Origin of the sequence: Desulfovibrio piger ATCC 29098 (genome assembly GCF_000156375.1) — a bacterium.
GTDB lineage: Bacteria > Desulfobacterota > Desulfovibrionia > Desulfovibrionales > Desulfovibrionaceae > Desulfovibrio > Desulfovibrio piger.
On sequence record NZ_DS996355.1, the window covers coordinates 1 to 22,525 of the forward strand.

The following is a 22,525-nucleotide window of genomic DNA, read 5'->3' on the forward strand; positions in this document are numbered from 1 at the left end:
CGCACTACGAAAGATTTCTCGCCCTGCATTTGATTCTGATCGTCCCCGGTATCCGCCGGGGATTTTTGTTTTGAGAAGGAATGAAGGCGTTGATCTCCCATGCCTGTCTAGCGCCTGATTTAAAATTCGCTGCGATGCCAGACGGATCGCATCACTACGCCGTTACCCGGCAGGAGTATAGGACCTGGAGGAAGTTACCCGGGATCGGTTACCTTCCAAGGAGAGGACAGAGGGGCAAGGATGGCGGTTGGAAGGGCTTTGGGCTGGCGTCCAGCGTGTAAAAGGATGGGGCATGCTAACGCTGCTGACTTTTATTGTTGCTATTTTTAAAAAAAACGTGTTACTCGTGAGCATCCGAACGATAGCTGGCGAGGATCCTGTATTTTGCAAAACATAAGGAGAAAACAGCATGTGGAAGACAGCGTGCATGGTATTTGCCCTGCTCATCTGCCTTACTGGCCAAGCCGAAGCTCATTTTGGCATGATTATCCCTTCGTCTTCGACGGTGATGGAAAAAAAAGAAGCGTCCCTGAAGTTGGATATCTCCTTCTCTCATCCTATGGAGATGCAGGGCATGGATATGCAGCAGCCCCAGTCCCTGACCGTCACGGTGGACGGGAAGACCGAAAATCTTAAACCGCTGCTCAAGCCGGTTTCTATTATCGGACATCAGGCGTGGCAGGCTACTTATAGCGTCAAGCGCCCTGGCGTGTATCAATTCGCCATGGAACCCGCCCCCTATTTTGAGCCTGCAGAAGACTGCTTTATCATCCACTATACCAAGACCGTAATAGCTGCCTTCGGCGAGGAGGAGGGCTGGGACGTCCCCCTGGGGCTGAAGACGGAGATTGTTCCTTTGACTCGCCCCTTTGCCAATTACAGCGGTAATCTCTTCCAGGGGCGCGTACTGCTGGACGGAAAGCCTGTGCCCGGTGCCGTGGTGGAAGTGGAATATTACAATCGTGATGATGCCTACACGATCCCTAATGTCTACTTTACGACCCAGGTGATCAAGGCTGACGAGAACGGCGTCTTTACGTACAATGTCCCTTGGGCGGGCTGGTGGGGCTTTGCCGCCCTGAATACGGCTAAGGAAAAGATGGATCATCAGGGCTCGCCCAAGGATGTGGAGCTGGGCGCGGTGATCTGGGTAGAATTCACGGCTCCTCTGAAGAGATAGGCGTAAACTCATGTCAGCACGGCAGCGGAGAGGTCCGCTGCCGTGAAGGAAAAACGATGCATATCGCGGAAGGTGTCCTTTCTCCCGCCGTTCTTGCGGGCGGTGCTGTTCTGGCTCTGGCGGGCACAGCGCTGGGGCTGCGCAAACTGGAGTATGATCGTCTGGTAGCTGTGGGGATCCTGTCAGCGGCTTTTTTTGTAGCCTCGCTTATCCATGTGCCGGTGGGACTGTCCAGCGCCCATCTGGTGCTCAATGGGCTCGTGGGGGTCCTGTTGGGCTGGGCGGCCTTCCCATCCATCCTGGTGGCCCTGTTACTCCAGGCGCTGCTTTTTCAGTTCGGCGGCATCACGGTATTGGGAGTCAACGTTTTTACTATGGGCTTTGCTGCTGTGATCTCCTGGTATGTGTTCCGGGCCATTTGCTATCTCTGCCCCGGTATGAAGGGCGTACGCGTAGCTGCCTTTATGGGCGGGGCCTTGGGCGTAGCGTTGGCCGCCGTGCTGACGGCACTTGCCCTGGCTTTCACCGATGAGGGTTTTTGGCTGGCTGCGCGGCTTTTGCTGCTGGCGCATTTGCCGGTCATGCTGGTGGAAGGGCTTGTCACCATGTTCACGGTCTCCTTCATCATGCGTGTGCGCCCGGAACTGCTGGGTGTGGCCCCGGTGCGGCCGGGTAGCGGACAGGAGGGTGCATGAACGCTTATACAAGGATTTGTGCGGGGAGCCTGTGCCTGATGCTGCTCCTTATATTTGCCGAGGTCGCACAGGCGCACCGGGTTAATATCTTTGCTTGGCTGGAGGGGGAGACCGTGCGGGTGGAATGCTCTTTCCGCCGGGATTCGCCGGTGCAGCAGGGGAAGATCATCGTCTTTGACGCGCAGACCGATACGGAACTGCTGCAGGGCAGAACGGACAAAAAAGGGACATTCGTCTTCCCTGTCCCTGCAGCCGTTCGCCAGGGGCACGGACTGCGTATCCGCATCCTGGCTGGGGAAGGACATCAGAACGAGTGGCACATGGATGCCGCCGAATTCTCCAGTCTGCTGCCTGCCGGGACGGCTCCCATATCTTCGGCGGAAGAAGGGGCTGGATCTCTTCCGGCGAAGCTGGTTTCCGATGCCGGGAGCGGATCTGCCGCTTCAGCTGTAGTGACGGGAGCCCTGAGTCGCAAGGACGTGGAAGCGATCGTCGATGCGGCATTGGACCGGCATCTGGCACCCTTGCGTCGTGCCCTTGCCGCCGGCAACGGAGCGGAGCCAAGCTTGCGAGACATCGTGGGCGGGCTGGGCTGGATCATGGGCCTGGTGGGGATCGGGCTGTACTTTTCCCGGCGTCGGCCCTAGCATAGCCTGATGTTCGACCAGCCTTTTGTCCGGGATTCCTTTATCCAGCAGATCGATCCGCGTATGCGCGTACTGCTGGCGGTTCTGCTGGCGGTGGCCCTGGCCCTGTTGCGGCAGATGACGGCCTGCTGTCTGGGGCTGGGGTTGGGCTGCGTGCTGCTGGGATTGGCGCAGGCTCCCCTGGGGCCTCTGTGGCGGCGTCTGGTGGCTATCAACATGTTCATCCTGTTCCTGTGGCTGGTCACGCCCTGGACGACGCCGGGGGCCGTAGTCTGGCAGTGGCATTTCATCCAAGTCAGCAGGGAAGGGGTGTATCTTTCCCTGCTGGTGACACTCAAGTCCAATGCCATAGCCTGTGTTTTTCTGGCCCTGGTGGCTAGCTTGCCCGCCGCGACCTTAGGGCATGCCCTGGAGCGTCTGGGCTGTCCTGACAAGCTGGTCTTCCTCTTCCTGTTTACCGGTCGTTATATCCATTTATTGGCTGGGGAATGGCAGGATTTGATGATGGCGGCCCGTCTGCGCGGGTTCCGGCCGCGTACGAATCTGCATACGTACAGAACAGTCTCCTCCTTGTTGGGGCTGCTGCTGGTGCGCAGCCATGACCGTGCCCAGCGTACGCACGAGGCTATGCGTCTGCGTGGTTTTTCTGGACGTTTTCATTCGCTGGATAGCTTTTGCCTGCGCCCGGTGGATGTGCATTTTGCACTGGCCACGGTATGCTGTCTGGCCTGTATCCTGTGGTTTGAGGCGGGAGGAATCATCCTGTGAGCCGGTCGGTGAGCGTTGAGGAAAATATTTTCAGTCTGGAACAGGTGGAGGTGACCTATACGGGTACGCGTGGGCCGCGCCGTGTTCTGCAAGATGTCTCTTTCGCCTTGGCCCCCGGGCAGCGGATAGGCCTTTATGGACCCAACGGCAGCGGTAAGACGACCCTGTTTCGCTGTATCACCGGCTTGGTACGGCCCAGTAAGGGACTGGTCCGTTTCCACGGGAAGGCCCTGCATGACGAAAAGGGTTTCCATGCCCTACGCTGCAAGGTGGGTTTTGTGCTCCAGCATGCTGATGATCAGCTCTTTTTTCCCACGGTACTGGAGGATGTAGCCTTCGGACCGCTCAATCTGGGCCTTTCAGCGGCGGAAGCCGGGGAACAGGCCCGGGCCACGCTGCAGCGTTTGGGCCTGTCCGGTTTTGAGCAGCGTCTGACACACCACCTGTCGGGCGGAGAAAAAAAACTGGTGGCACTGGCCACGGTGTTGGCCATGGATCCTGAGGCGCTGTTGCTGGACGAACCCACCAATGACCTGGATCAGGAGGCCCGCCAGCGGCTCATCGACATCTTATGCGATCTGCCCACGGCCAGGATGGTCATTTCCCATGACTGGGACTTCCTTTCCCGGGTCTGCGGGGAATACCGGACGATCCGTGAGGGGCACCTGCTGGCTTGCGCGCCGGACGTCCGTCACAGTCACGAGCATGTCCATCCGTTGGGAGGGGAGCCACATTGGCATCTTTCCATAGCGGATTGAAGGGGAACTGCCCGGGGCGCCACGATCGGACCCCGGGCAGTTCTTGTCTAGGGGCTGCCGTCGGAATGCGCTGCATCGTGAGAGCTGTCGGACACGGCGATTCTTTGCATAAAAAGAAAAAGCCCGTACGGTGACGGGCTTGGGGATCGGGATCAAAAGGCTGCTTATTCGCGGGGCGGGAGCTCGCGGCCACCTTCCTGGAGGCGCTCCAGGAATTTGTCGCGGCATTCGTAGCTGCAGAAACGGTAGACCTTGTCACCGTCGCGCACGGAGATATTGCCGTCCACGGAGACATAGGTGCCGCATTCGGGGTCTTTGACCATTTCGCCGGCAGCGACCTTGCGCTCGACTTCAGCGGCCTGGTCTTCGGCGTTTTCCTTTTTCTTCTTCAGAAAATCATTGGCAAACAGTCGGTACAGGACGTAAACGGCCAGACCCAGCACAAGCCATTTCCACATATGGTCGCTCTCCTTCTCCTGCGTAGAGCAGGGTCTCATTCTTTATCGCAACCCAGGATAGCATAAGAGTTTTTGCGCGTCACTGAAAAATTCTCTGACCTTCCTGTCGATACTGGAGCCCGGCCAGCCATTGCGCCGGGGTGCGACCGTGGATACGGCAGGCGGCGCCTACGTCACACAGAGGGATGAGGACGAAGGCCCGCTGGCACATGCGCGGATGGGGGACGATGCTTTCCGGCGCGTCGCACCGGCTGTCCCCAAAGAGCAGCAGATCCATGTCGATGCAGCGCGGCCCGAAGCGCAGGGCGGGATCGCTGCTGCGCTGCCTGCCCAGCAGTTTTTCCTCCGCCAGCAATGCCTGGACGAAGCTTTGCGGGGTCCAGTCGGCATCCAGCTCCATACGGACGACCTGATTGTGGAACCAGGGCTGGTCCGCATAGTCCTGCGGTTCGGTCAGGTAGACGCCGGAGAGCGCATCCACCCGGGCACGGGGCAGGGCGCGCAAGCGTTCCACTGCCAGGGAGAGCATGTGCGCGGCATCGGGCGTATTGGAGCCCAGACAGACAAAAACGGTGATGGTCGGTGCGGTCATGGCCTCCTTGTAGACATTTGCCCGGATGCTGTCAAAAATCTTGCCCAATCCGTCCAAGGCAGCTAGCATGATGACATGACGGAAAAAAGCGTATTGCCTGAGGCGACGGAGCGATCCCTGCAGATCCTGAAAAAACAGATCCCGGCCTGGGGGGAATACCTGCTGGCCCAGCGGGGCCTTTCCATGCGTACTGTGGTCTCGTACCGGCAGGATCTGGAAAACTTTTTCCTTTTCCTCGACGAGCTGGACGCCGGAGACAAGACCAGCCTCGATGAGCATGATCTGTTTTTGTATCTGGCCTGGTTGCGGGCCCGGAAGAATGCGGGGCGCACGCTGGCCCGGCGTTTGTCGGCATTGCGGGGCTTTTTTGAGTATACGGTGGAAGAAGGCCTGCTGGAGAGCAATCCCGCCAGCTTGCTGGAAAGCCCGCGTCTGCCCCAGTACCTGCCGGAAGTCCTGAGCAAGGCCGAGATGGACCGCTTGCTGCAACTGCCGGACATGCGCGAGAAATGCGGCCGCCGTGATCGCTGCCTGCTGGAGATGCTCTATGCGGCGGGCCTGCGCGTCTCGGAGGTCTGCAACCTGCTGGTGGCGGATGTGGACATGCAGCGGGGGCTGGTGCTGGTGTCGGGCAAGGGCGCCAAGGACAGGCTTGTGCCGCTCCATTCCCTGGTGCTCGACTTGTTGCAGCAATGGCTGTCCTTCTGGCGTGACGATTTTTCGCCCCAGAGCCGCTACCTTTTCCTCAACCGTTCCGGCAAGGGCCTGAGCCGCCAGTACGTCTGGAAGATGGTCAAGAAATACGCCCTGCTGGCGGGCATACGGCGTTCCATCTCGCCGCACACCTTCCGCCATTCCTTTGCCACCCACCTGCTTGAAGGGGGGGCTGACCTGCGGGCCGTGCAGCTTTTGCTGGGCCATGCCGACATCAGCGCCACCGAGATCTATACCCATGTGCAGGCCGAGCGCCTCCATGCCCTGCACAGGCAGTTCCATCCACGGAGTCAGTCGTAATGTCCGCATCTTCTCCCCGGGTCCTGGTCACCTGCCATGCCAATGCCGATTTCGATTCCTTCGCGGCCATGCTGGCTGCCCATTTTTTGTATCCCGACAGCCTGCTGCTGTTCCCCGGGACACAGGAGCGCGGCCTGCAAAAGGTCGTGGGCTCGCTGGATGCCAAACGCTACCATCTGACCGACAGTGCCGACATCCCCTGGGACGAGATCACCCACCTCGTGCTGGTGGATACGCGCCAGCGGGAGCGTGTCCGGCATGTGTCGGCTCTGCTGGATAAGGAAGGGGTGTCCGTGGAGGTCTGGGACCATCATCCGGCCTCGTCCGAGGACGTCCCGGCCCAGACGAGCCATGTGGAGACCGTGGGGTCCGTGACGGCCCTGCTGGTGCGGGAGCTGCGGCAGCGGGGGACCGTGCTGGAAGCCGCGGACGCCACCCTGCTGGGGCTCGGCATCTACGGGGATACGGGCTCGTTCACCTACAGCTCCACCACACCGCTGGATTTTGAAAGTTCTGCCTGGCTGCTGACCCAGGGCATGGATGTCAATGCCATCAACGAGATGGCGGCCCATGAGCTGACCAGTCTGCATGTGCGGGCCCTCAACAGTCTGCTGGAATCGGCGCGCGTCTACCATATCAACAATGAACCGGTGGTCATCGCCGAAGCCTCCATGGAACACTATCTGGGGGATTTCGCCTATCTGGCCCACCGGCTGATGGAGATGGAAAAGTTTACGGTGCTCTTTGCCGTGGGCCGCATGGAGGACAGGGTGCAGGTGGTGGCCCGCAGCCGCAGCGATGCCATCAATGTAGGCCGCATCTGTGCGGAGCTGGGCGGGGGCGGTCATGCCTATGCCGCGTCGGCCTCCATCCGCAACCTGACCCTCAACGAGGTCCATGACGCCATCGTGCGCAACCTGCACATGCAGGCAGGACCGGAAAAGACCGCCAGCGATTACATGTCGTCACCGGCGGTGGGGATCGAGTCGGACCGCAGCATGCGCGAGGCCGATACCCTGATGATGCATTTCGGCCTCAAGGCCGTGCCTGTGTTCAAGCCCGGGACACGGCACTGTATCGGCATCCTGGATGCCCAGACGGCGTCCCGCGCCACCAGCCACAAGCTGGGCGACCGGCCTGTGGACGACTACATGCGCCGCAATATCAAGACGCTGGCGCCGGATGCGCCCCTGCGGGACATCTCGTCCATCATCGTGGGCGGACGGCAGCGTCTGGTGCCCATCGTGGACAAGGATCTGGTGGTGGGGGTGGTGACCCGCACGGACCTCATCAACGTCATGACCTCCGAGCCCGGTCAGGTCCTGGACTATCAGGAGAACAATTCGCGCGAGCGCAATGTGGCCAAGCTGCTGCGTGACCGTTTGCCTGCGCGGGTGCGTCATCTGCTGGAGCTGGCGGGCCGTCTGGGGCAGCAGCTGAACATGCCTGTCTATGTGGTGGGCGGCTTCGTTCGCGACCTTTTGCTGGATCGGCCCAACCATGACGTGGATTTCGTGGTGGAGGGCGAAGGCGTGGCCTTTGCCCGTGCCCTGGCCGCCGAACTGGGCGGCCGTGTGCGCGAGCATCGCAAGTTTTTGACGTCCATGGTCATCTACCATGACGAAGACGGGCTGGAACAGCGTATCGACGTGGCCACCGCACGCCTGGAGTATTACGAATCCCCGGCAGCCCTGCCCACGGTGGAGCTCTCGTCCATCAAGATGGACCTGTTCCGGCGCGACTTCACCATCAATGCCCTGGCCATCCGCCTGGATTGCACGCCCTACGGGCAGCTGGTGGACTTTTTCGGCGGGCAGCGCGACATCAAGGAGGGCGTGCTGCGCGTGCTGCACACCCTGAGCTTCGTGGAAGATCCCACGCGCAGTCTGCGCGCGGTACGTTTTGAGCAGCGCTACGGCTTCCATATCGGGCCCAGCGCGGAAAAGCTCATCAAGAACCTGCTCAGCCTGCACATGCTGGACAAACTGTCCGGAAAGCGTATCTTCAACGAATATACCCACATATGCGACGAAGAGGACCCGGCGGCCTGTTTCGAGCGTCTGGACGGCCTGGGCCTGTTGCGGGCCCTGGGGCCTTCACTGTCTTTGACACCGAGCAAGCGCCAGATCCTGCAGCAGGTGTGTTCCATGCTCAACTGGTACCGCCTGCTGTATTTCGATGAAAGCGTCGAGAACTGGCTGATCTACTTCCTGGCACTGGGGCACCGCCTGAATTATGCCGAAGTCTCCGCCAACTTCGCCGCCCTGGGCCTGCCCGAAGGGCGCAAGCAGGAGATATTGCAGCAGCGGGAGTCCATGCGGCATGTGCAGCCCAAACTGGCCCGCTGGCAAAAGGCCTTTGAGGCCGGGACGGGCCGGATCAGCGAGCTGTATCTGCTGCTGGAAAAATTCTCGCTGGAATTTTTGCTCTACATCATGGCCGGAGTGGAAGACAGCGGGCTGCAAAAGAACCTTTCCCGTTACATCACCCAGTGGCGCCGTGAAAAGCCGGATATCGACGGCCGGGATCTGCGCGACATGGGCATCGCGCCGGGGCCGCTGTTCGGGCGCATCCTGCGGGCCGTGCTGGTCGGCAAGCTGGATGGAGAGACGCCGGATGCGGACAGCCAGCGTCGTCTGGCGCTGGACATGGCCCGGCAGGAAGGCGTATTTCCCAAATAAAAGAGCGGCGTTCAGGGCAGGACTTGCCCTTGGCGCGCAAGCCGTGTATTGAGGAAAAGAAAATGAAACAATTGTGGACGCCCTGGCGCATCGAGTATATTCTTGGCCCCAAACCGGACAGTTGTGTTTTTTGTCTTCCTGAAAACAGGGATGAAGACGAAGAACGCCTGGTCCTGTACCGGGGCAAGCATGCTTTTGTGATCATGAATAAATTCCCGTACAGCAACGGACATATCATGGTCTGTCCCTATCGGCATGTGATGGCGCTGGCCCAGCTTGAAAAGGATGAGACGCACGAGATCATGGACCTGATGCAGCGCTGCACGCTGGTGCTGCAGGAACATTTTCACTGCGAAGGCATCAACATCGGCCTCAACCAGGGGCAGGCTGCCGGAGCCGGTATCCGGGAACATCTGCACTTCCATCTCGTGCCGCGCTGGAACGGGGATTCCTCCTTCATGGCCGTGATGGATGAGGTGCGCACGATCCCGGAACACCTGCGCAGCAGCTATGCCCATCTGAAGCCGTATTTCGACAGGTTTTGAACACCACCGCGCAGAGGAGGAGACTATGCGCTATATAAAGGTCCTGTTACTTGTTCTGCTGATTTTCTTCAGTCTGGTCTTCTTCTTCCAGAACCAGACGGCCCTGTCGACGGCCATGACGCTCAAACTCAATCTCTTCTTCGTGCCTGAGATGACGTCCATCCCGCTGCCGTTCTACTTCATCGTCATCGTGGCCTTCTTCGTGGGTGCCCTGCTGGCGGTGGCCCTGCTGCTGTGGGACAAGATGCACCTGACGGCCCGTTACATGAAGAGCAAGTGGCGCGTGTCCGCTCTGGAACGTGAAGTGGCCAAGCTGAAGAAGAGCCTGGACGGTGAGACCGCGCGCGGCGATTTCCTCCGCAAGGTCTCCCAGGAAAAGGCCCAGGCCATCGAAGCCGCTCCTGCCAAGGAAAAGGCTGAACCCAAGCCGGAAGAAGTGACCGCTCCCGATCCTGACAAGGCCTAGTCCCTTTCCCCCGCGCATCAGGCGCATTTTTCTGCAGCGGCGTCGTCCTTGGATGGCGCCGCTGCGCAATTACGCATATGGCAGAAAAAACTCCCAAGCTGACTCCCATGTTCGAGCAGTATCTGCGCATCAAGGCCGACTACCCTGATGCGCTGCTGTTCTATCGGATGGGTGACTTTTACGAGCTTTTCTTCGACGATGCCGTCACCGCGGCCCGTGAACTGCAGATCGCCCTGACCAGTCGCAGCCGGGACACGGAGAACCCCGTGCCCATGTGCGGTGTGCCCTGGCATGCCGCGCAGGCCTACATCGCCCAGCTCATCGACAAGGGCTTCCATGTGGCCATCTGCGACCAGACCGAAGACCCCAAGGCCGCCAAGGGGCTCGTGCAACGGGCCGTGACCTGCGTGGTGACGCCCGGCACCGTGCTGGAAGATGCCAACCTGGACGCCCGCAGCCACAATTATCTGGGAGCCGCTTTCTGGGAGGGGCACAACGGGGCCTTCGTCTGGGCGGACATCTCCACGGGCCAGTGGTCCGGCATGGAGGTGAAGCGCCTGCCCGAGCTCTGGCAATGGATCCAGAAGCTGGCCCCGCGCGAGCTGCTGGTGCCGGACGACAAGGAATTGCCGCCCAAGTGCCTGCTGGAAGGCGTGCGCCTGTTGCGCCGCCCCGTGGCCGGTTTCGACGCCCGCAAGGCCGAACGCCGCCTGCTGGAAGCCCAGTCCGTACAGGAACTGGCAGCGCTGGGCCTCCAGAACAAGCCCTGCCTCGTGCGGGCCTGCGGCGCATTGCTGGTCTATCTGGAGCAGACCCAGAAACGCCGCCCCGAGCATCTGATGCCTTTCCAGCCGCTGGATCTGGGCCGCCACATGCTGGTGGACGACGTGACGGAACGCAATCTGGAGATCTTCCAGCGCCTCAATGGCCGCAAGGGCAAGGGGACCCTGCGCCATGTGCTGGATGACACCATGACGCCCATGGGCGGCCGTCTGCTGGAAGACATGCTGCGGCATCCATGGCGCGAGGCGGCCCCCATCCTGGCCGTACAGGACGCCGTGGCCCTGCTGCACGATGACGACAACCGCCGGGCCCTGTTGCGGGAAGCTCTGAAGGACGTCTATGACCTGGAGCGCCTGTCCACGCGCGTGACGGTCAACCGGGCCACCCCGCGGGACTTCATTGCCCTCGGCAACAGTCTTGCGGCCCTGCCCGCCGTTCTGGCGGCCCTGACGCAGCCCTTGGACGGGAAGTATCCGCTGCCGGGGCAGGAGAACGGGGAGGACGCGCCCCGTGTCATCCATGAGCTGCTCAAGGGCTGGGACGATCTGGCCGATTGTGCGCATCTGCTGCGCAGCGCGCTGGTGGACAGCCCGCCGGTGGTCATCACGGACGGCGGCCTGTTCAAGGCCGGATACAATGCCGAGCTGGACCGTCTGCTGGATCTGGTGGAACACGGCGAGCAGAAGCTGCAGGAAGAACTGGCCCGCGAGCAGCAGGAGACCGGCATCGCCAAGCTCAAGCTGGGCTTCAACCGGGTCTTCGGCTATTATTACGAATTGAGCAAGGCCGCGCACAGCGGGCCGGTGCCGGAACATTTCATCCGCCGCCAGACCCTGGCCAATGCCGAGCGCTTCACCACGCCAGCCCTCAAGGAGCTGGAAGAGGCGCTCCTTTCCGCTTCCGAAAAGCGCAAGACGCTGGAATATCAGCTCTATCAGGATCTGCGCACCTTCATGGCCCAGCAGCGGGAGCGCATCCTGCACATGGCGGACGTCATCGCCCATCTGGACTACTGGCAAAGCCTTGCCGAGGTGGGGCGCCGTAACGGCTGGTGCCGTCCCGAGCTGGACGGCAGTGCCGACATCCTCATCGAGGAAGGCCGCCATCCGGTGGTGGAAGCCATGATAGGCACGGCCAATTTCGTGCCCAACAATATCACGCTGGATGCCAAGCGCCGCCTGTGCCTGCTCACCGGTCCCAACATGGCGGGCAAGTCTACGGTGTTGCGGCAGGTGGCCATCATCTGCCTGCTGGCGCAGACCGGTTCCATGGTTCCGGCCACACGGGCCCGCCTGGGGCTGGTGGACAGGCTGTTCTCGCGCGTGGGCGCTTCGGACAACCTGGCCCAGGGGCAGAGCACCTTCATGGTCGAGATGATGGAGACGGCCCGCATCCTGCGGCAGGCCACCAAGCGCAGCCTGGTCATCCTAGACGAGATCGGGCGCGGCACCAGTACCTATGACGGCGTTGCGCTGGCCTGGGCCGTGGTGGAGGATCTGGCCGCCCGGGCGCACGGCGAGGTGCGCACCCTGTTCGCCACCCATTATCACGAGCTCACGGCGCTGGAAAAACGTGTTCCCGGCGTGTTCACCATGAATATCGCCATCCGGGAATACGGGGGCGACATCCTTTTTCTGCACAAGCTGGTGCCCGGCCCCGCGGACCGCAGCTATGGCGTGGAGGTGGCCCGTCTGGCGGGCGTGCCTGCGCCGGTGGTGCAGCGGGCACGGGCCATCCTGGCGGAACTGGAGCAAAGCCGGGGCGAGGGGCGGCGCATGTCGCCCCAGACGGAGACGCTGGCCCTTCCCGGCATGGAAAAGCGAGTCGCCCGCGAAGAGCCTCCGTCCCTGCCCATCGACATCCCGGCCGCACCGGCCGCCGGGCCGCATCCGCTAGTCCTGCTGCTGCGGGACCTCGATCCCGATGAACTTTCGCCGCTGGCGGCCCTCAAGCTGATCATGGAGTGGAAAAAGCTCTGGGCCGATGCTCCCGATACGGAGGAAAAACATGTCTGAGGTCAGTCCCTGGTCCGTCATCCAGTCCATCGCCGAGCGCCGTATCGAGGAGTCCATGGCCAAGGGGGATTTCGATGATCTCCCCGGCCGGGGCAGGCCGCTGGAGCTGGAAGACGACAGCCATGTCCCCCCGGAACTGCGCATGGCCTACAAGGTGCTGCGCAACGCCGGCTGCGTGCCGCCGGAGCTGGCCGAACGCAAGGAGATCAGCAATCTGGCCGACATGCTGGAACATTGCGAGGACGAGCAGGAGCGCGTGTGCCAGATGCAGAAATTGCGCTTCATGATCCTGCAGGCCCGCATGAAGCACCAGCGGCCCCTGAACCTTGATGACGATACCTATTATGACCGTCTGCTGGAGCGGCTTTCCCGGCACGACAGGAAGGAAAGATAGCGTCTTGCTGTCCTACAAAAAAGGCATGAAAAAAGGCTGTCCGTAAGATACGGACAGCCTTTTTCAGTATCGTCGCGTCGGACGGTCGGCGTTAGCCCACCAGAGGACGCTTCATGTCGGCCTTGGGCACGCCCAGACGCACGATGAGGTCCACTTCGCAGGGCTTGCAGGCCTGGCAGACTTCCAGGTCGCCGCGCAGGGACATGTACAGGTAGGCGTCTGTGGCATCCCAGCCGGTGGCGGCGGCCACCAGGCCCTGCATCTGCACGCTGGCGTGGCGCAGGGCTTCTTCATAACCGGCGGCGCTGGCCATGGTGTACCAGGTGTCGGCGGTCTCCAGCACGGGCCATTCCAGCGGGCAGTTCTTGATGACGCTCACGCGGGCGATGACGGTACCGTTGATCTCCAGACCGGTGCCGCACAGTTCGCTGTCACCCATGACGGCGTGCATGTCGCCCATCTGCACCAGACCGCCTTCCACACGCACGGGGAAGTAGGCGGTGTTGCCCTTGACCATCAGCTTGCAGTCCAGGTTGCCGCCGTGGCTGCCGGGGTAGCCGCAGGGCACGCTCTTGCCCTTTTCGGGGGCCACGCCGATGACGCCGATCATGGGATTGATGGGGAAGGTCACGTCATTGAAGACGGCCTTGCCGTTCTCGATGGGGATGCGCTTGGTGCGGGTCTCGCACTTGTCCCAGAGGGGGCCGATCTTGGGCAGGGTGGTGGTGGTGCCGATGGTGTCGCACTGCACGTCCAGCAGTTCCACCTTGATGACGTCGCCGGGCTGGGCGTCGCGCACGAACAGCGGGCCGGTGGCGGGGTTCATCTTGCTGTAGTCGCAGCTGGTCACCAGCTGGCTTTCGGAATGCATCTGGTTGCTGAAGCAGTCCTGGGTGCGGAAGATGACGATCTCGCCGGAATCGATGGTGCCGGTGGGTTCGTTGTTGGCACTGAAGGTATAAACGACCTTGTCAAAGTACTGCATGATTCAACTCCTGCAATGAAGGTTACTACACCATATCGCTCTTGCGGAAGGCTTCGGGGACGACCTTGTAGCCCTTGCTCTTGACGTAGCCGATGACCAGGCCGATGGCCAGCCAGCTGAAGCCCACGATCTGGGTCATGCTGTCGAAGGAGAGCCACACGTAGCCGAGGATGAGCACGCCGCAGAAGGGGCAGATCACATAGTTGAGCAGGGCCTTGCCGCCGCGCATCTTTTCACGGCGCCAGAAGAAATTGTACACGGCGAGGTTCAGCAGGATGAAGGAGGTCAGGGCACCGAAGTTCACCAGGCGGGCCAGGTCTTCCACGGTGGAGAGCTCGGCCACCAGGATGGAGAAGATGCCCACGGCGATGGTGGCGATGTAGGGGGTCTGGAAGCGGGGATGCACCTTGCGGAACAGGCCGGAGACGCCGGGCAGCACGTTGTCGCGGGACATGCCGTACAGCACGCGGGAGGTGGCGGCCTGGGCGTTCATGGTATTGGCGATGCCCACGGCCAGGATGTTGACCACCAGCAGGACCTTGCGGAACCAGTCACCGGCGGCGATCTCGGCAGCGTCGAAGAAGGCCGTATCGGGGTTCATCTTGCTCATGTCGGGCTGGATGATGGTGGCCACATAGGTCTGGAGCATGAACAGGAAGCCGATGCAGAGCAGGGCGGCCATGGTGGCGCGACCGATGGTCACTTCGGGGCGGTGGGTCTCTTCGGCCAGGGTGGAGATGCCGTCAAAGCCCAGGAAGGAGAGACAGGCGATGGTGCAGGCCAGGCCGATGAACTGCAGGTTCATCTCGCCGGGGCGGTACAGGGGATCCATGACCAGCTGGCCGGTGCCGCCGCCTTCACCAAGGACGTAGTTGAGACCGAAGCCGATGAACAGGGCCAGGACCACGGCTTCCACATAGAACATGATCCAGTCGGCACGCGCGGTATAGGTGATGCCGCGGACGTTGATGAGGGTGTTGATGCCCACGAATACGATGACCCACATCCAGCGGGGCGTGGCGGGGAAGAGCTCCACACACCAGTTGGCGGTCATCAGATAGAGCAGGGCGGGCACGAACACATAGTCCAGCAGGATGAGCCAGCCGGCGATGAAGCCCACATGGTGGTTCAGGCCGCGCTGCACATAGGCGTAGACCGAGCCCGCGATGGGGAAGCGGTTACTCATCTTCATGTAGCTCAGGGCCGTGAAGAACATGGCGCAGATGCCCACAAAGTAGACAAAGGGCGCCATCATGTGGCTGTCTTTGGAAATGTAGCCATAGATGGACATGGGGGCGATGACCACCATGAACAGCATACCGTAAACAAATACGTCCTTGAAGCTGAGTTCTCGTTTCAGCTCCTGGCCGTAGCCAAAATTGTCCGTGGAACCTGTGTTCGACATAAAGCAACCTCAAAAAAATTTTTACCGGGCAGACGAACCGGTATGTGCGTTTTAGCCCCTTTTTTCATAAAGTCAAAGCCTAATTGCCTGATATGCACAAAACGTTTGCCGTCTTGTCCATGGATCGATGGGCAGGAACGAGGAGGGGAGGAAATGCGTGAAGAGAAATTTTTTTGAAAAAAAAGCTTGCATGCGATAGCCCTTCGGTGTAATATCCTCTCTTGCAACGGGATGTGGCTCAGTTTGGCTAGAGCGCAGCGTTCGGGACGCTGAGGCCGCGCGTTCAAATCGCGCCATCCCGACCATAAAAAAACAGACGGGTTCCAGTGAAAGCTGGGACCCGTTTTTTTATGGCTGAAATCTGGGCTCGCTTTCTGCTTCCTACCGTCTCAACCTGGGATGGTGGGGAAGGAGGCCCCACCTCTTATTAAGAACATTCCGGCCGCCCTTTCCCGATGTGCCCTGTGATGGACGGCTCGGGGTGCCTCCTTTCCGCACTTCTGCGGGATTTGCTTCCGCCCGATATCTTCCTCATATATGCCGGGAACGTTCGGTGGACTATCCGCTGTGCTGTTCCTTGATGGGCGGCAAATGGCACAGGGAAAAGGACCTGTCCTGCTCCCCCGCCCACATCAAAAGCGGGGGCCGGCAATAGCGGCCGCATAAAAATTTATTTTTTTTGCGGAAAGTATTTGACAGGGCAGGGCGATTGCTATACATAGCTTTTCACGACGCGCTCGTAGCTCAGCTGGATAGAGCAACAGGCTACGAACCTGTAGGCCAGGAGTTCGAATCTCTTCGGGCGCACCACAATAAAAACAAGCGGTTAGCTGTAACAGGCTGACCGCTTTTTTGTTGTCTTTTGCAGGGGGCCAGAGCCGAGAGGGGATTTTTTGAAAGGGGCGTAGCTGCTGGTGCGTGCCCACCCTTCCTAGCAGCATATGAGGAAAGGACGATGGCAGCGGTGACTTGTGGCAGGGAATCAATGTGTCCCGGCTTGGCATGGGAGAGCGTCCCCGCCCGCCTGTAAAAGCAGTATGCAGCGATTTTAAACCCGTTGCGAGAAAAGCAGAGCGGGGCAGTGAACGAAAAAAGGGCGTGGGATGTCTTTTCGACATAGTCCCCACGCCCTTTTGTGTTTGGAGAAAGCCGTGGACAACTACGGTCCCACGGCAAAAAAGTTCGAGTGCCGGTCTCAAACTGCTGCCAACAGCTCCGCAAATTTATTGGCAGAGCCGTGTAACTTCTTGGTCGCAAAATGGTCGCAAAGCCAAAAAAATGGGATACCGGTTTTTACCGGTATCCCATTGATTTTGTTGTGGTGCGCCCGGCAGGAATCGAACCTGCGGCCTACTGCTTAGGAGAAAGTCGGGAGATATGCCCAACGTTGCCCAACTATACTTGATACCTTGATTTTTCAAGATAACTCCTTCTATGGTTTGCCCATGAGAGCCCTTGAAATCTAATAAGGTGGGTGACAGATGGGTGACAAATATAGATGGCAGACGATCCCCGGGAAAGAAGGGGTGCTGTTCCGAGAGCATCCTACGCGTAAAAATGGCCGAGTCCCTGACCGCTGTCTTTCCATCCGTTACAGGGCTGGAGAGGGAAAGCGCATCCATGAGTCTTTGGGCTGGACCAGTGAAGGATGGACGGTCGCCAAGGCCGTCGCCTTGCTGCGGGAGCTGAAGGAGAACATCCGCACAGGAAAGCGCCCGCAGAGCCTGCGTGAGATGAGGGCCATGGCGGAGGAGCAGAAGCAGCGCGAGGCCCAGCTGGCCAGCAGGGCAAAAATCGAAGGGCTGACTTTCCGTGAATTGGCAGAGTATTACGGACGCTGGTGTCTTCAGAATCGAGCCAGCGGCGCTCAGGTATGCCAGATCCTGGAGATGCACATACTGCCTGTCCTTGGAGATGTGCCCGCCAAGGACATCACGCCGCAGGACGTAGCGGAGCTGGGCCGGATCGTGTCCGCCAAAAGACCTCTCTCCGGGCGCAACAAAAATACGCCCGGAGCCTGCCTGTCTGCCCAGACCGTCCTGCACATCCTTAAGACAGTGCGCGAAGTCTTCAATTTTGCCCTGGAGACGCCTGCTCCCGGAGCGCCAGGCACCATGCTGTTCAGCGGCACGAATCCGGCTATCCTGAGCCGCCGCAACCGCGCCATCGTCCTGCCCAAGACAGACAGCCGCCGACTGCGTGTCCTGAGTGACACGGAGATCACAGAGCTGTTGGCCTTTCGTGGGCGGCGCGAGGAATATGGCGAATTGCATGACATGATCCTTTTCTCGCTGGACACGGGCTTGCGGGCCGGAGAGCTGGTCAACCTGCGCTGCGAAAGCTGCGATGCCGACAGCGGGACGATCCGCGTACTGGTAGGGGCCAAAGACAGCCTGCGCTCCACGAAGGGAGGGGAAACGCGCATCCTCAGAGCGGGGCGTCTGTATCCCGAAAGCCTCAACATGCTGCGCGAACGTCTGGGAAGGCTCAAGACAGGTTTTCTTTTTCCCGGGCCGGACGGCAGAGAGCGTGATGCCAATGGCCTCAACAGGGCCATGCGGCGCATCATGGACAAGCTCGGCTTCAATGATGGTGTCACCGATCCGCGCAACCGGGTGGTCTGGCATACCCTGCGACACACGTTCGCCACACGGATGCTGGAGGCCGGACTGGACATTTATGCCCTGAAGACGCTCATGGGCCACGCCAGTGTCACGACCACGGAGATCTATCTCCATATCTGCGACATGGACAAGCGCCGGGCCGCTCTGGCCAAGGCAGAGCTGGCCCGGCAAAAGCTGGTTACAGGGACGGGGGAACAATGAGCTTCACTCCCTTGGCTTCAAGATAAGCGAGGAAGAAGGCCGTCGGGTAGACGACAGCGTCGCCCATCTTCATGCGGAACTTGGGGCCATTCCCCAGATAGTCATCGTTAGAGACGCTCTTGGGGCTGATGGCACCGCCGGTGAAATACCTGACCTCCTTCCTGGCGATCATGGGAGGAAGCTGGCTCAGGAAGCAGCCCAGCACCTTCAGCTGGGGCGGATCGGGGATCTGGGTGACATTACTCATGCTCTCACCTCCACAAAGCGCGTCAGCGCCGCATCGCGGGCGATGCCCCACGGGCGCTTGCGCATGGTAAGCCCGGCGTCGCGGGCGGCCCCCTCCAGATCTTCGGGGCGGCCGTGCCAGTGGAACTGTGCCTGGGCGACAACAGACAAGAATTTGAAGCCGAAGCTGCGATCCGTCTTGTAACGAGGGAGCACGAAGCGCAAAACCTCGCGCAGGGCCGCCTCGGCAGGACGGGTCGCTCCCTGGTCAGGGACAGCGTGCATCTTGGTGTAAAAGGGGCATGTCATGGCCAGACGTTGCCCCACGGGGCAGGCCAGGCAGAGCCCCAGCTCCTGTCGGGAGGGAGTGCTGCAGATGATGCCACAGCACTCCCCGGAGCTGATGACGCGCCCCAGACGGGGGCAGGTCACCAGAGCGCTGTTCATGCCGGATCCTCTCCGGAGACGGGCTCCGCTGGCAGAAGGGCGCGCAGGCGTTCGCACTTGAGCGCGACACTGGCGTCGAGCTCATCGGCCATGAAGGGCTCGGTGCGCAACTGGTCGATCATCACCAGCACGTCGCCGATGGCATCCACCACGTCCTCACGGGAGCCGCAGCGGCCGCGGCGCAGGTGACTGATGGCCACGATGGCCTCGGCCAGTTCTTCCTGCAGGATCTGCAGCTGGGCATCCAGACCAAAGTGACGCACGGCCTGTCTGGCGAGGGATGCATCCATCAACAGGGTAGGCATACGGACCTCCTACTGCCGGGGAAGGATATCGTCGGCGAGAGGGGCTTTTTTGAGATGCGCCACGATCTCGCCCAGGGCCGGCGCGCCGAACTCCGCCACCTCGGACATGCAAAGCGCTCCGGACGCGGAGCGGAAGCTCAGGTGCGATTCTGCAGCATCCCCGAAGGCGATCATCACGCAGATCATCCCGCGGGCGCCTTCCTGCTTGCCCCGATCCATGAACTCCTTGACGCCGCGCAGGATATCGGCGCGTTTCTGGCCGATGAAGGGGGAGATATCGTCGTCCATACTCACCTCGTAAGGTCAAAATATATTTCCGTCCCGCGCTCATCGCAGCCCGGGAAGGCACGCATCAGAGCCGTCACCAGTGTGTCCGTTGTCTGGCAGGCATAGCGCCATGCGCCCGTGCGGGCATAGAGCGGACAGGTGGCTCTGGCATCGTCCATCAGGGTCAGGGCCGCCGCCAGCATGGCGCAGGCCAGAAAAGCCCGGCGCTCAGGCGGCAGCCCTGTTTTTTTGAGGTAGGGGCGCAGGCGGTTCTCCATTTTTTCCAGCGCATACTCGACCTCGCGCCGCCTCTTGGCGCGGGCAGCGTATCCCGTGGCCACAACTGCCAGCCACTTGCAGATCTTTGTGTATTGCTCCGGAGCGGCCTTTTCAAAAATCGGCTTCCAGACGCGAAGGACATGGAACAGGACAGAGATGGCCACCTTGCACTTTTGTGCCTGGCGCAGTTCCGGCAGGTCGGGGATCATATCCGCCACGGCCCGCAGCTTTGCCCGTTCTTCAGGAGACAGAGCACCCATGCTTCCTCCTACGCCACGGCTGCTGCCCGGCGCTGTCCGGCCTGCTGCAGGAATGCCAGCAGGGCACGATGGGTCATGCTCAGGCGCTGGGGCGGCAGGCCGCGCAGGCGCACCAGATAGCTGGCTGTCTTGACAGGGGCCGCGGGCTTTGCATACAGTTCTTGAGACATAGTACTCTCCTTTGCGAGGGTTCAGGCCTCGGGCGGTACCAGCGCCCGGGGCCTTTTTTGTTATTCGGGGGATCGCTGGCGGTCATGGACCTCGCCCGCCAGCGCCACCAGCTGCATGATGGCCTCCACGGCCTCGTGGCTCAGGCGGCGCATGTCCTGCAGCTCTTCCGCCGTGATCTTGCCGTCCGCGATCTGCTCCGCCGCCGCCACGGCGAACTCCCCGAACTCGCGGATGCTGACGCTCAGGCCCGTGACAAGCTGCACCGGCCCGTCATCCGGGAGGCGCAGGGGCACGAAGGCACCGCCGCGCTGCCTGGCCAGGAAGACCAGCGGCAGATCGCTCTCGCAGACGTCCATGAGCGGCAGGAGCAGCTCCGCGCCCAGCTTGTGGCCGGGTTGCTGCGAGAGCTCGCTCATCAGGGTGGCGTAGGGCTTGCCCACCAGGTCCGCCACCGTGCGGGCATCCAGGCCAGAGGGGGCCGCCTTGACCATGCCGTGGACCACGGCCGTCAGCGAAGGATAGGGAGGACGGTTCATGCGAAAATCTCGTTATTGTTTGCGTGGTTCATTCATCGAAAATGCGATATGCGGACACAATGGCGCGGATCAGCGCGTGCGGGGCTTGGGGCCGGTGGGCACATCCTCGGCCCTGGGCAGGAGCTCCAGGGGGATGTCCAGCCGGTAGCGCAGGACACGGTGATGCCGCACGGGCATGCGCTCGTTGCGCAAGCTCTTGCTGACGGAACGGCCAGATATGCCGAGGAATTTTCCAATAGATTCAAAGGTGATGCCGTGCTCCAGCATCCAGACCTTGAGCTTGAGAAAGCGCTGCTCTTGCCTGCCTGTGGGGGTTAAGATAAACTGCTGCATAAAATCCTCTTTTTGTTCGGCGGGGATATTGAATGTGTATGTATGTGGGGAAAATATGTATGATTCATACATATTTGTCAACGCAGATTCAGAGATGAAAATGAACAGAACAAATAATTCTGAATTATACGAGCGTGTTACGGCGGCGGGAAAATTTTTCGGCGGCCTGCCCGCATTCGCGGAGATGATCGGGGTCCAGTACCGCACCTTCCACGCCTATCTGAGCGCCAAGCGCCAGCACAACCTGTGGCCGCTGCTGCCCACCATGCTGGAGGCCTTTCCGCGCCTGTCACGGCAATGGCTGTATTTTGGCGAAGGCCCCATGCTCATCGGGCATGGCACGCCCCTGGACAGGCCGGTGCCCCTGCAGGAGATCGCGGCCGCGGCCGAAGCCATGGCCGCCGAAGCGGGCGGGACCTGGGGCGATGTGCTGACCTACATCGTGGATGCCGCACGGGCGGAAGGGGAGAAGCGGGAGCCGGTGGCCGACAGCCGCCAGATCCAGGACTTGCAGGAAAAGCTGCTGGCGGCGCAGGCAAAGATCATCCAGTTGCAGGATGAGCTGCTGACCAGGCAGAAGGAAGGGCACGCAGGCGCCCCCAAGGCCGCGCCTGCCCGTATTGGCGACAGTGCTGCCCGTTTGTAGGGTGGCGGCAGTAGGAGGGGAGGAAAATGGCGCTTGTCCTTTGTCCGGCGTTCCAAGTAAGGGAGGGAAAATGATGCGGCTCAAGAAAATTTGTGCGTTGGCTGTCTCTTTGTTGTTATTCCCCTGCCTTGGCCATGCCCAGACCGACGGCCAGCAGCTTATGCAAAAGATGGCAGCCGCCGTGGAGCAGTCCGGCAGCAAGCCTTACGCCATGCCGCTGGATGAGGCGGAGACAAAAGCCTTGGTGGAATACATGAAGGCCAAGTACAAAAAAGAGTTCGGCAAAGAGCTGACCGATTTGCAGGCTGCCGTCTGGGGCGGTAGCGCCTGTGGTCTGTACGGAGGCATGAGCATGATCAAAAATGCCTTCAGCGGAAAAGGCAAAGCGGCACAACAGCCCAAGGAAGCCCCCAAGCCCAATGTGTGGCCATCCGGCATCAGCGAATATTCACCGAAACTGCTCATGGACAGTTTTGAGGGCAATCAGTTTGCTGCCGAAAAGGAATTGTCCGCCAAAGAGATTCTTGTCTGGGGCGAGGTGGATAGCCTCGGCCAGCAGCGCTACTCCCCCACAGGGACTTACTCTGACGGCAGGGATCTACCCTGCATGAAGCTCAAGGGACTTTTCCACGCCTATTTTGAGGACACGAACGGTCTGGATCTGGCCAAAGTCAACAAAGGCAATGCGGCACTGCTGCTGTGCAGCAAGATTCATTACGGCAAGTTCTTTGTGCAGGGGATGTGCAAGCCGGTGGCTGTCGGCCAAATGGACAAAGATGGCACATTGCAGCCAATCTTTGTGGACAGGCCGCTTTACGACGATCTTCGCAAAGCCAAATAGTACA

At 60.7% G+C, this 22,525-nt stretch carries 26 protein-coding genes and 2 tRNA genes; 16 read left to right on the forward strand and 12 right to left on the reverse strand.

Going from position 1 to position 22,525, the window contains the following annotated elements; all coding sequences use genetic code 11:
• Window positions 1–409 precede the first annotated feature (409 nt).
• From DESPIG_RS03295 to DESPIG_RS03315, 5 genes are read left to right on the forward strand one after another with little or no spacing between them, the layout of a single operon-like run.
• Window positions 410–1,180, forward strand: a complete 771-nt coding sequence (locus tag DESPIG_RS03295) for a DUF4198 domain-containing protein (RefSeq protein WP_006005026.1) — start codon at window positions 410–412, stop codon at window positions 1,178–1,180.
• A gap of 56 nt (window positions 1,181–1,236) precedes the next feature.
• Window positions 1,237–1,875, forward strand: a complete 639-nt coding sequence (gene cbiM, locus DESPIG_RS03300; RefSeq protein ID WP_006005028.1) for a cobalt transporter CbiM — start codon at window positions 1,237–1,239, stop codon at window positions 1,873–1,875.
• Window positions 1,872–2,522 (forward strand): hypothetical protein, encoded by a 651-nt coding sequence (locus DESPIG_RS03305; RefSeq protein ID WP_006005030.1) that lies wholly within the window; start codon window positions 1,872–1,874, stop codon window positions 2,520–2,522. The genes cbiM and DESPIG_RS03305 overlap by 4 nt, the downstream gene beginning before the upstream one ends.
• A gap of 9 nt (window positions 2,523–2,531) precedes the next feature.
• Window positions 2,532–3,290, forward strand: a complete 759-nt coding sequence (gene cbiQ, locus DESPIG_RS03310) for a cobalt ECF transporter T component CbiQ (protein ID WP_006005032.1) — start codon at window positions 2,532–2,534, stop codon at window positions 3,288–3,290.
• Complete coding sequence (locus DESPIG_RS03315) at window positions 3,287–4,048, forward strand: energy-coupling factor ABC transporter ATP-binding protein (protein ID WP_006005034.1); 762 nt, start codon at window positions 3,287–3,289, stop codon at window positions 4,046–4,048. The genes cbiQ and DESPIG_RS03315 overlap by 4 nt, the downstream gene beginning before the upstream one ends.
• A 164-nt stretch (window positions 4,049–4,212) precedes the next feature.
• On the opposite strand, the gene DESPIG_RS03320 is transcribed toward DESPIG_RS03315, so the two are convergent.
• Both DESPIG_RS03320 and folK read right to left on the reverse strand, forming a co-directional pair.
• Entirely contained in the window at window positions 4,213–4,506 is a 294-nt protein-coding gene (locus tag DESPIG_RS03320) for a transcriptional regulator (protein ID WP_040369232.1), read from the reverse strand.
• Window positions 4,507–4,585: 79 nt separating this feature from the next.
• Window positions 4,586–5,098: a 2-amino-4-hydroxy-6-hydroxymethyldihydropteridine diphosphokinase gene (gene folK / locus DESPIG_RS03325; protein WP_040369233.1), complete on the reverse strand. Its 513-nt coding sequence runs from the start codon at window positions 5,096–5,098 to the stop codon at window positions 4,586–4,588.
• A gap of 75 nt (window positions 5,099–5,173) precedes the next feature.
• Here folK and xerD point away from each other — a divergent pair, with 75 nt between their 5' ends.
• The 6 genes from xerD to DESPIG_RS03355 all read left to right on the forward strand — a co-directional run bounded on the left by xerD (window position 5,174) and on the right by DESPIG_RS03355 (window position 12,996).
• Window positions 5,174–6,112: a site-specific tyrosine recombinase XerD gene (xerD, locus tag DESPIG_RS03330; RefSeq protein WP_006005039.1), complete on the forward strand. Its 939-nt coding sequence runs from the start codon at window positions 5,174–5,176 to the stop codon at window positions 6,110–6,112.
• A complete protein-coding gene (locus DESPIG_RS03335) occupies window positions 6,112–8,793 on the forward strand; it encodes a CBS domain-containing protein (protein WP_006005041.1) in 2,682 nt (893 codons plus the stop codon). The genes xerD and DESPIG_RS03335 overlap by 1 nt, the downstream gene beginning before the upstream one ends.
• Before the next feature lie 62 nt (window positions 8,794–8,855).
• A complete protein-coding gene (locus DESPIG_RS03340; protein ID WP_006005043.1) occupies window positions 8,856–9,338 on the forward strand; it encodes an HIT family protein in 483 nt (160 codons plus the stop codon).
• A gap of 25 nt (window positions 9,339–9,363) precedes the next feature.
• The gene (locus tag DESPIG_RS03345) at window positions 9,364–9,804 is read left to right on the forward strand and encodes a lipopolysaccharide assembly protein LapA domain-containing protein (RefSeq protein ID WP_006005045.1); all 441 of its coding nucleotides are present in this window, start codon (window positions 9,364–9,366) and stop codon (window positions 9,802–9,804) included.
• Window positions 9,805–9,881: 77 nt separating this feature from the next.
• Complete coding sequence (gene mutS, locus DESPIG_RS03350) at window positions 9,882–12,602, forward strand: DNA mismatch repair protein MutS (protein ID WP_006005047.1); 2,721 nt, start codon at window positions 9,882–9,884, stop codon at window positions 12,600–12,602.
• The gene (locus DESPIG_RS03355; RefSeq protein ID WP_006005049.1) at window positions 12,595–12,996 is read left to right on the forward strand and encodes a DnaJ family domain-containing protein; all 402 of its coding nucleotides are present in this window, start codon (window positions 12,595–12,597) and stop codon (window positions 12,994–12,996) included. Before mutS ends, DESPIG_RS03355 begins: the two co-directional genes overlap by 8 nt.
• 91 nt (window positions 12,997–13,087) lie before the next feature.
• Here the strand turns inward: DESPIG_RS03355 and DESPIG_RS03360 are convergent, their stop codons facing one another.
• Entirely contained in the window at window positions 13,088–13,981 is an 894-nt protein-coding gene (locus tag DESPIG_RS03360; RefSeq protein ID WP_006005052.1) for an acetamidase/formamidase family protein, read from the reverse strand.
• Window positions 13,982–14,006: 25 nt separating this feature from the next.
• On the reverse strand, window positions 14,007–15,386 hold the full coding sequence (locus DESPIG_RS03365; protein ID WP_006005054.1) for an APC family permease: 1,380 nt from the start codon (window positions 15,384–15,386) through the stop codon (window positions 14,007–14,009).
• Between the two features lie 227 nt (window positions 15,387–15,613).
• On the opposite strand from DESPIG_RS03365, the gene DESPIG_RS03370 reads away from it, so the two are divergent.
• From DESPIG_RS03370 to DESPIG_RS03380, 3 genes are all read left to right on the forward strand, one after another.
• Window positions 15,614–15,691: transfer RNA gene (locus tag DESPIG_RS03370), tRNA-Pro, on the forward strand.
• A gap of 428 nt (window positions 15,692–16,119) precedes the next feature.
• Window positions 16,120–16,196, forward strand: a tRNA-Arg gene (locus DESPIG_RS03375).
• 818 nt (window positions 16,197–17,014) lie between these two features.
• Window positions 17,015–18,211 (forward strand): tyrosine-type recombinase/integrase, encoded by a 1,197-nt coding sequence (locus DESPIG_RS03380; RefSeq protein WP_246118362.1) that lies wholly within the window; start codon window positions 17,015–17,017, stop codon window positions 18,209–18,211.
• Here the strand turns inward: DESPIG_RS03380 and DESPIG_RS03385 are convergent.
• The 8 genes from DESPIG_RS03385 to DESPIG_RS03415 form a co-directional block, all read right to left on the reverse strand.
• Window positions 18,189–18,458, reverse strand: a complete 270-nt coding sequence (locus DESPIG_RS03385; protein ID WP_006005064.1) for a hypothetical protein — start codon at window positions 18,456–18,458, stop codon at window positions 18,189–18,191. The two genes, DESPIG_RS03380 and DESPIG_RS03385, sit on opposite strands and share 23 nt — an antisense overlap.
• Window positions 18,455–18,883 (reverse strand): hypothetical protein, encoded by a 429-nt coding sequence (locus DESPIG_RS03390; protein ID WP_006005066.1) that lies wholly within the window; start codon window positions 18,881–18,883, stop codon window positions 18,455–18,457. The genes DESPIG_RS03385 and DESPIG_RS03390 overlap by 4 nt, the downstream gene beginning before the upstream one ends.
• Window positions 18,880–19,188 (reverse strand): nucleoside triphosphate pyrophosphohydrolase family protein, encoded by a 309-nt coding sequence (locus DESPIG_RS03395; protein WP_006005068.1) that lies wholly within the window; start codon window positions 19,186–19,188, stop codon window positions 18,880–18,882. Before DESPIG_RS03395 ends, DESPIG_RS03390 begins: the two co-directional genes overlap by 4 nt.
• Window positions 19,189–19,197: 9 nt before the next feature.
• Entirely contained in the window at window positions 19,198–19,476 is a 279-nt protein-coding gene (locus DESPIG_RS03400; RefSeq protein ID WP_006005070.1) for a hypothetical protein, read from the reverse strand.
• A 2-nt stretch (window positions 19,477–19,478) separates the two neighbouring features.
• A complete protein-coding gene (locus DESPIG_RS12720; RefSeq protein ID WP_006005072.1) occupies window positions 19,479–19,994 on the reverse strand; it encodes a hypothetical protein in 516 nt (171 codons plus the stop codon).
• An 8-nt stretch (window positions 19,995–20,002) separates the two neighbouring features.
• Window positions 20,003–20,164, reverse strand: a complete 162-nt coding sequence (locus DESPIG_RS13570) for a hypothetical protein (RefSeq protein WP_006005074.1) — start codon at window positions 20,162–20,164, stop codon at window positions 20,003–20,005.
• A gap of 60 nt (window positions 20,165–20,224) precedes the next feature.
• Window positions 20,225–20,701: a phage regulatory CII family protein gene (locus DESPIG_RS03410; protein WP_050760251.1), complete on the reverse strand. Its 477-nt coding sequence runs from the start codon at window positions 20,699–20,701 to the stop codon at window positions 20,225–20,227.
• Between the two features lie 69 nt (window positions 20,702–20,770).
• The gene (locus tag DESPIG_RS03415; protein ID WP_006005078.1) at window positions 20,771–21,034 is read right to left on the reverse strand and encodes a hypothetical protein; all 264 of its coding nucleotides are present in this window, start codon (window positions 21,032–21,034) and stop codon (window positions 20,771–20,773) included.
• 100 nt (window positions 21,035–21,134) lie between these two features.
• Between DESPIG_RS03415 and DESPIG_RS03420 the strand changes: the two genes are divergently transcribed.
• Together DESPIG_RS03420 and DESPIG_RS03425 are read left to right on the forward strand one after the other, a co-directional pair.
• Complete coding sequence (locus DESPIG_RS03420) at window positions 21,135–21,680, forward strand: hypothetical protein (protein ID WP_147589057.1); 546 nt, start codon at window positions 21,135–21,137, stop codon at window positions 21,678–21,680.
• Window positions 21,681–21,750: 70 nt separating this feature from the next.
• Window positions 21,751–22,521, forward strand: coding sequence for a hypothetical protein (locus DESPIG_RS03425; protein ID WP_006005081.1), 771 nt, complete (start codon window positions 21,751–21,753; stop codon window positions 22,519–22,521).
• Window positions 22,522–22,525: the final 4 nt, after the last annotated feature.

What these genes read in the sequence shown, in the direction of transcription:
- DESPIG_RS03410 (WP_050760251.1), bottom strand. Translation starts at nt 20,701, where the DNA reads ATGAACCGTCCTCCCTATCCTTCGCTGACGGCCGTGGTCCACGGCATG.
- DESPIG_RS03390 (WP_006005066.1), bottom strand. Translation starts at nt 18,883, where the DNA reads ATGAACAGCGCTCTGGTGACCTGCCCCCGTCTGGGGCGCGTCATCAGC.
- cbiM (WP_006005028.1), top strand. Translation starts at nt 1,237, where the DNA reads ATGCATATCGCGGAAGGTGTCCTTTCTCCCGCCGTTCTTGCGGGCGGT.
- DESPIG_RS13570 (WP_006005074.1), bottom strand. Translation starts at nt 20,164, where the DNA reads ATGTCTCAAGAACTGTATGCAAAGCCCGCGGCCCCTGTCAAGACAGCC.
- DESPIG_RS03320 (WP_040369232.1), bottom strand. Translation starts at nt 4,506, where the DNA reads ATGTGGAAATGGCTTGTGCTGGGTCTGGCCGTTTACGTCCTGTACCGA.
- cbiQ (WP_006005032.1), top strand. Translation starts at nt 2,532, where the DNA reads ATGTTCGACCAGCCTTTTGTCCGGGATTCCTTTATCCAGCAGATCGAT.
- DESPIG_RS03355 (WP_006005049.1), top strand. Translation starts at nt 12,595, where the DNA reads ATGTCTGAGGTCAGTCCCTGGTCCGTCATCCAGTCCATCGCCGAGCGC.
- DESPIG_RS03365 (WP_006005054.1), bottom strand. Translation starts at nt 15,386, where the DNA reads ATGTCGAACACAGGTTCCACGGACAATTTTGGCTACGGCCAGGAGCTG.
- DESPIG_RS03295 (WP_006005026.1), top strand. Translation starts at nt 410, where the DNA reads ATGTGGAAGACAGCGTGCATGGTATTTGCCCTGCTCATCTGCCTTACT.
- DESPIG_RS03335 (WP_006005041.1), top strand. Translation starts at nt 6,112, where the DNA reads ATGTCCGCATCTTCTCCCCGGGTCCTGGTCACCTGCCATGCCAATGCC.
- DESPIG_RS03415 (WP_006005078.1), bottom strand. Translation starts at nt 21,034, where the DNA reads ATGCAGCAGTTTATCTTAACCCCCACAGGCAGGCAAGAGCAGCGCTTT.
- DESPIG_RS03360 (WP_006005052.1), bottom strand. Translation starts at nt 13,981, where the DNA reads ATGCAGTACTTTGACAAGGTCGTTTATACCTTCAGTGCCAACAACGAA.
- mutS (WP_006005047.1), top strand. Translation starts at nt 9,882, where the DNA reads ATGGCAGAAAAAACTCCCAAGCTGACTCCCATGTTCGAGCAGTATCTG.
- DESPIG_RS03340 (WP_006005043.1), top strand. Translation starts at nt 8,856, where the DNA reads ATGAAACAATTGTGGACGCCCTGGCGCATCGAGTATATTCTTGGCCCC.
- DESPIG_RS03395 (WP_006005068.1), bottom strand. Translation starts at nt 19,188, where the DNA reads ATGCCTACCCTGTTGATGGATGCATCCCTCGCCAGACAGGCCGTGCGT.
- folK (WP_040369233.1), bottom strand. Translation starts at nt 5,098, where the DNA reads ATGACCGCACCGACCATCACCGTTTTTGTCTGTCTGGGCTCCAATACG.
- DESPIG_RS03305 (WP_006005030.1), top strand. Translation starts at nt 1,872, where the DNA reads ATGAACGCTTATACAAGGATTTGTGCGGGGAGCCTGTGCCTGATGCTG.
- DESPIG_RS12720 (WP_006005072.1), bottom strand. Translation starts at nt 19,994, where the DNA reads ATGGGTGCTCTGTCTCCTGAAGAACGGGCAAAGCTGCGGGCCGTGGCG.
- xerD (WP_006005039.1), top strand. Translation starts at nt 5,174, where the DNA reads ATGACGGAAAAAAGCGTATTGCCTGAGGCGACGGAGCGATCCCTGCAG.
- DESPIG_RS03420 (WP_147589057.1), top strand. Translation starts at nt 21,135, where the DNA reads ATGAACAGAACAAATAATTCTGAATTATACGAGCGTGTTACGGCGGCG.
- DESPIG_RS03400 (WP_006005070.1), bottom strand. Translation starts at nt 19,476, where the DNA reads ATGGACGACGATATCTCCCCCTTCATCGGCCAGAAACGCGCCGATATC.
- DESPIG_RS03385 (WP_006005064.1), bottom strand. Translation starts at nt 18,458, where the DNA reads ATGAGTAATGTCACCCAGATCCCCGATCCGCCCCAGCTGAAGGTGCTG.
- DESPIG_RS03425 (WP_006005081.1), top strand. Translation starts at nt 21,751, where the DNA reads ATGATGCGGCTCAAGAAAATTTGTGCGTTGGCTGTCTCTTTGTTGTTA.
- DESPIG_RS03345 (WP_006005045.1), top strand. Translation starts at nt 9,364, where the DNA reads ATGCGCTATATAAAGGTCCTGTTACTTGTTCTGCTGATTTTCTTCAGT.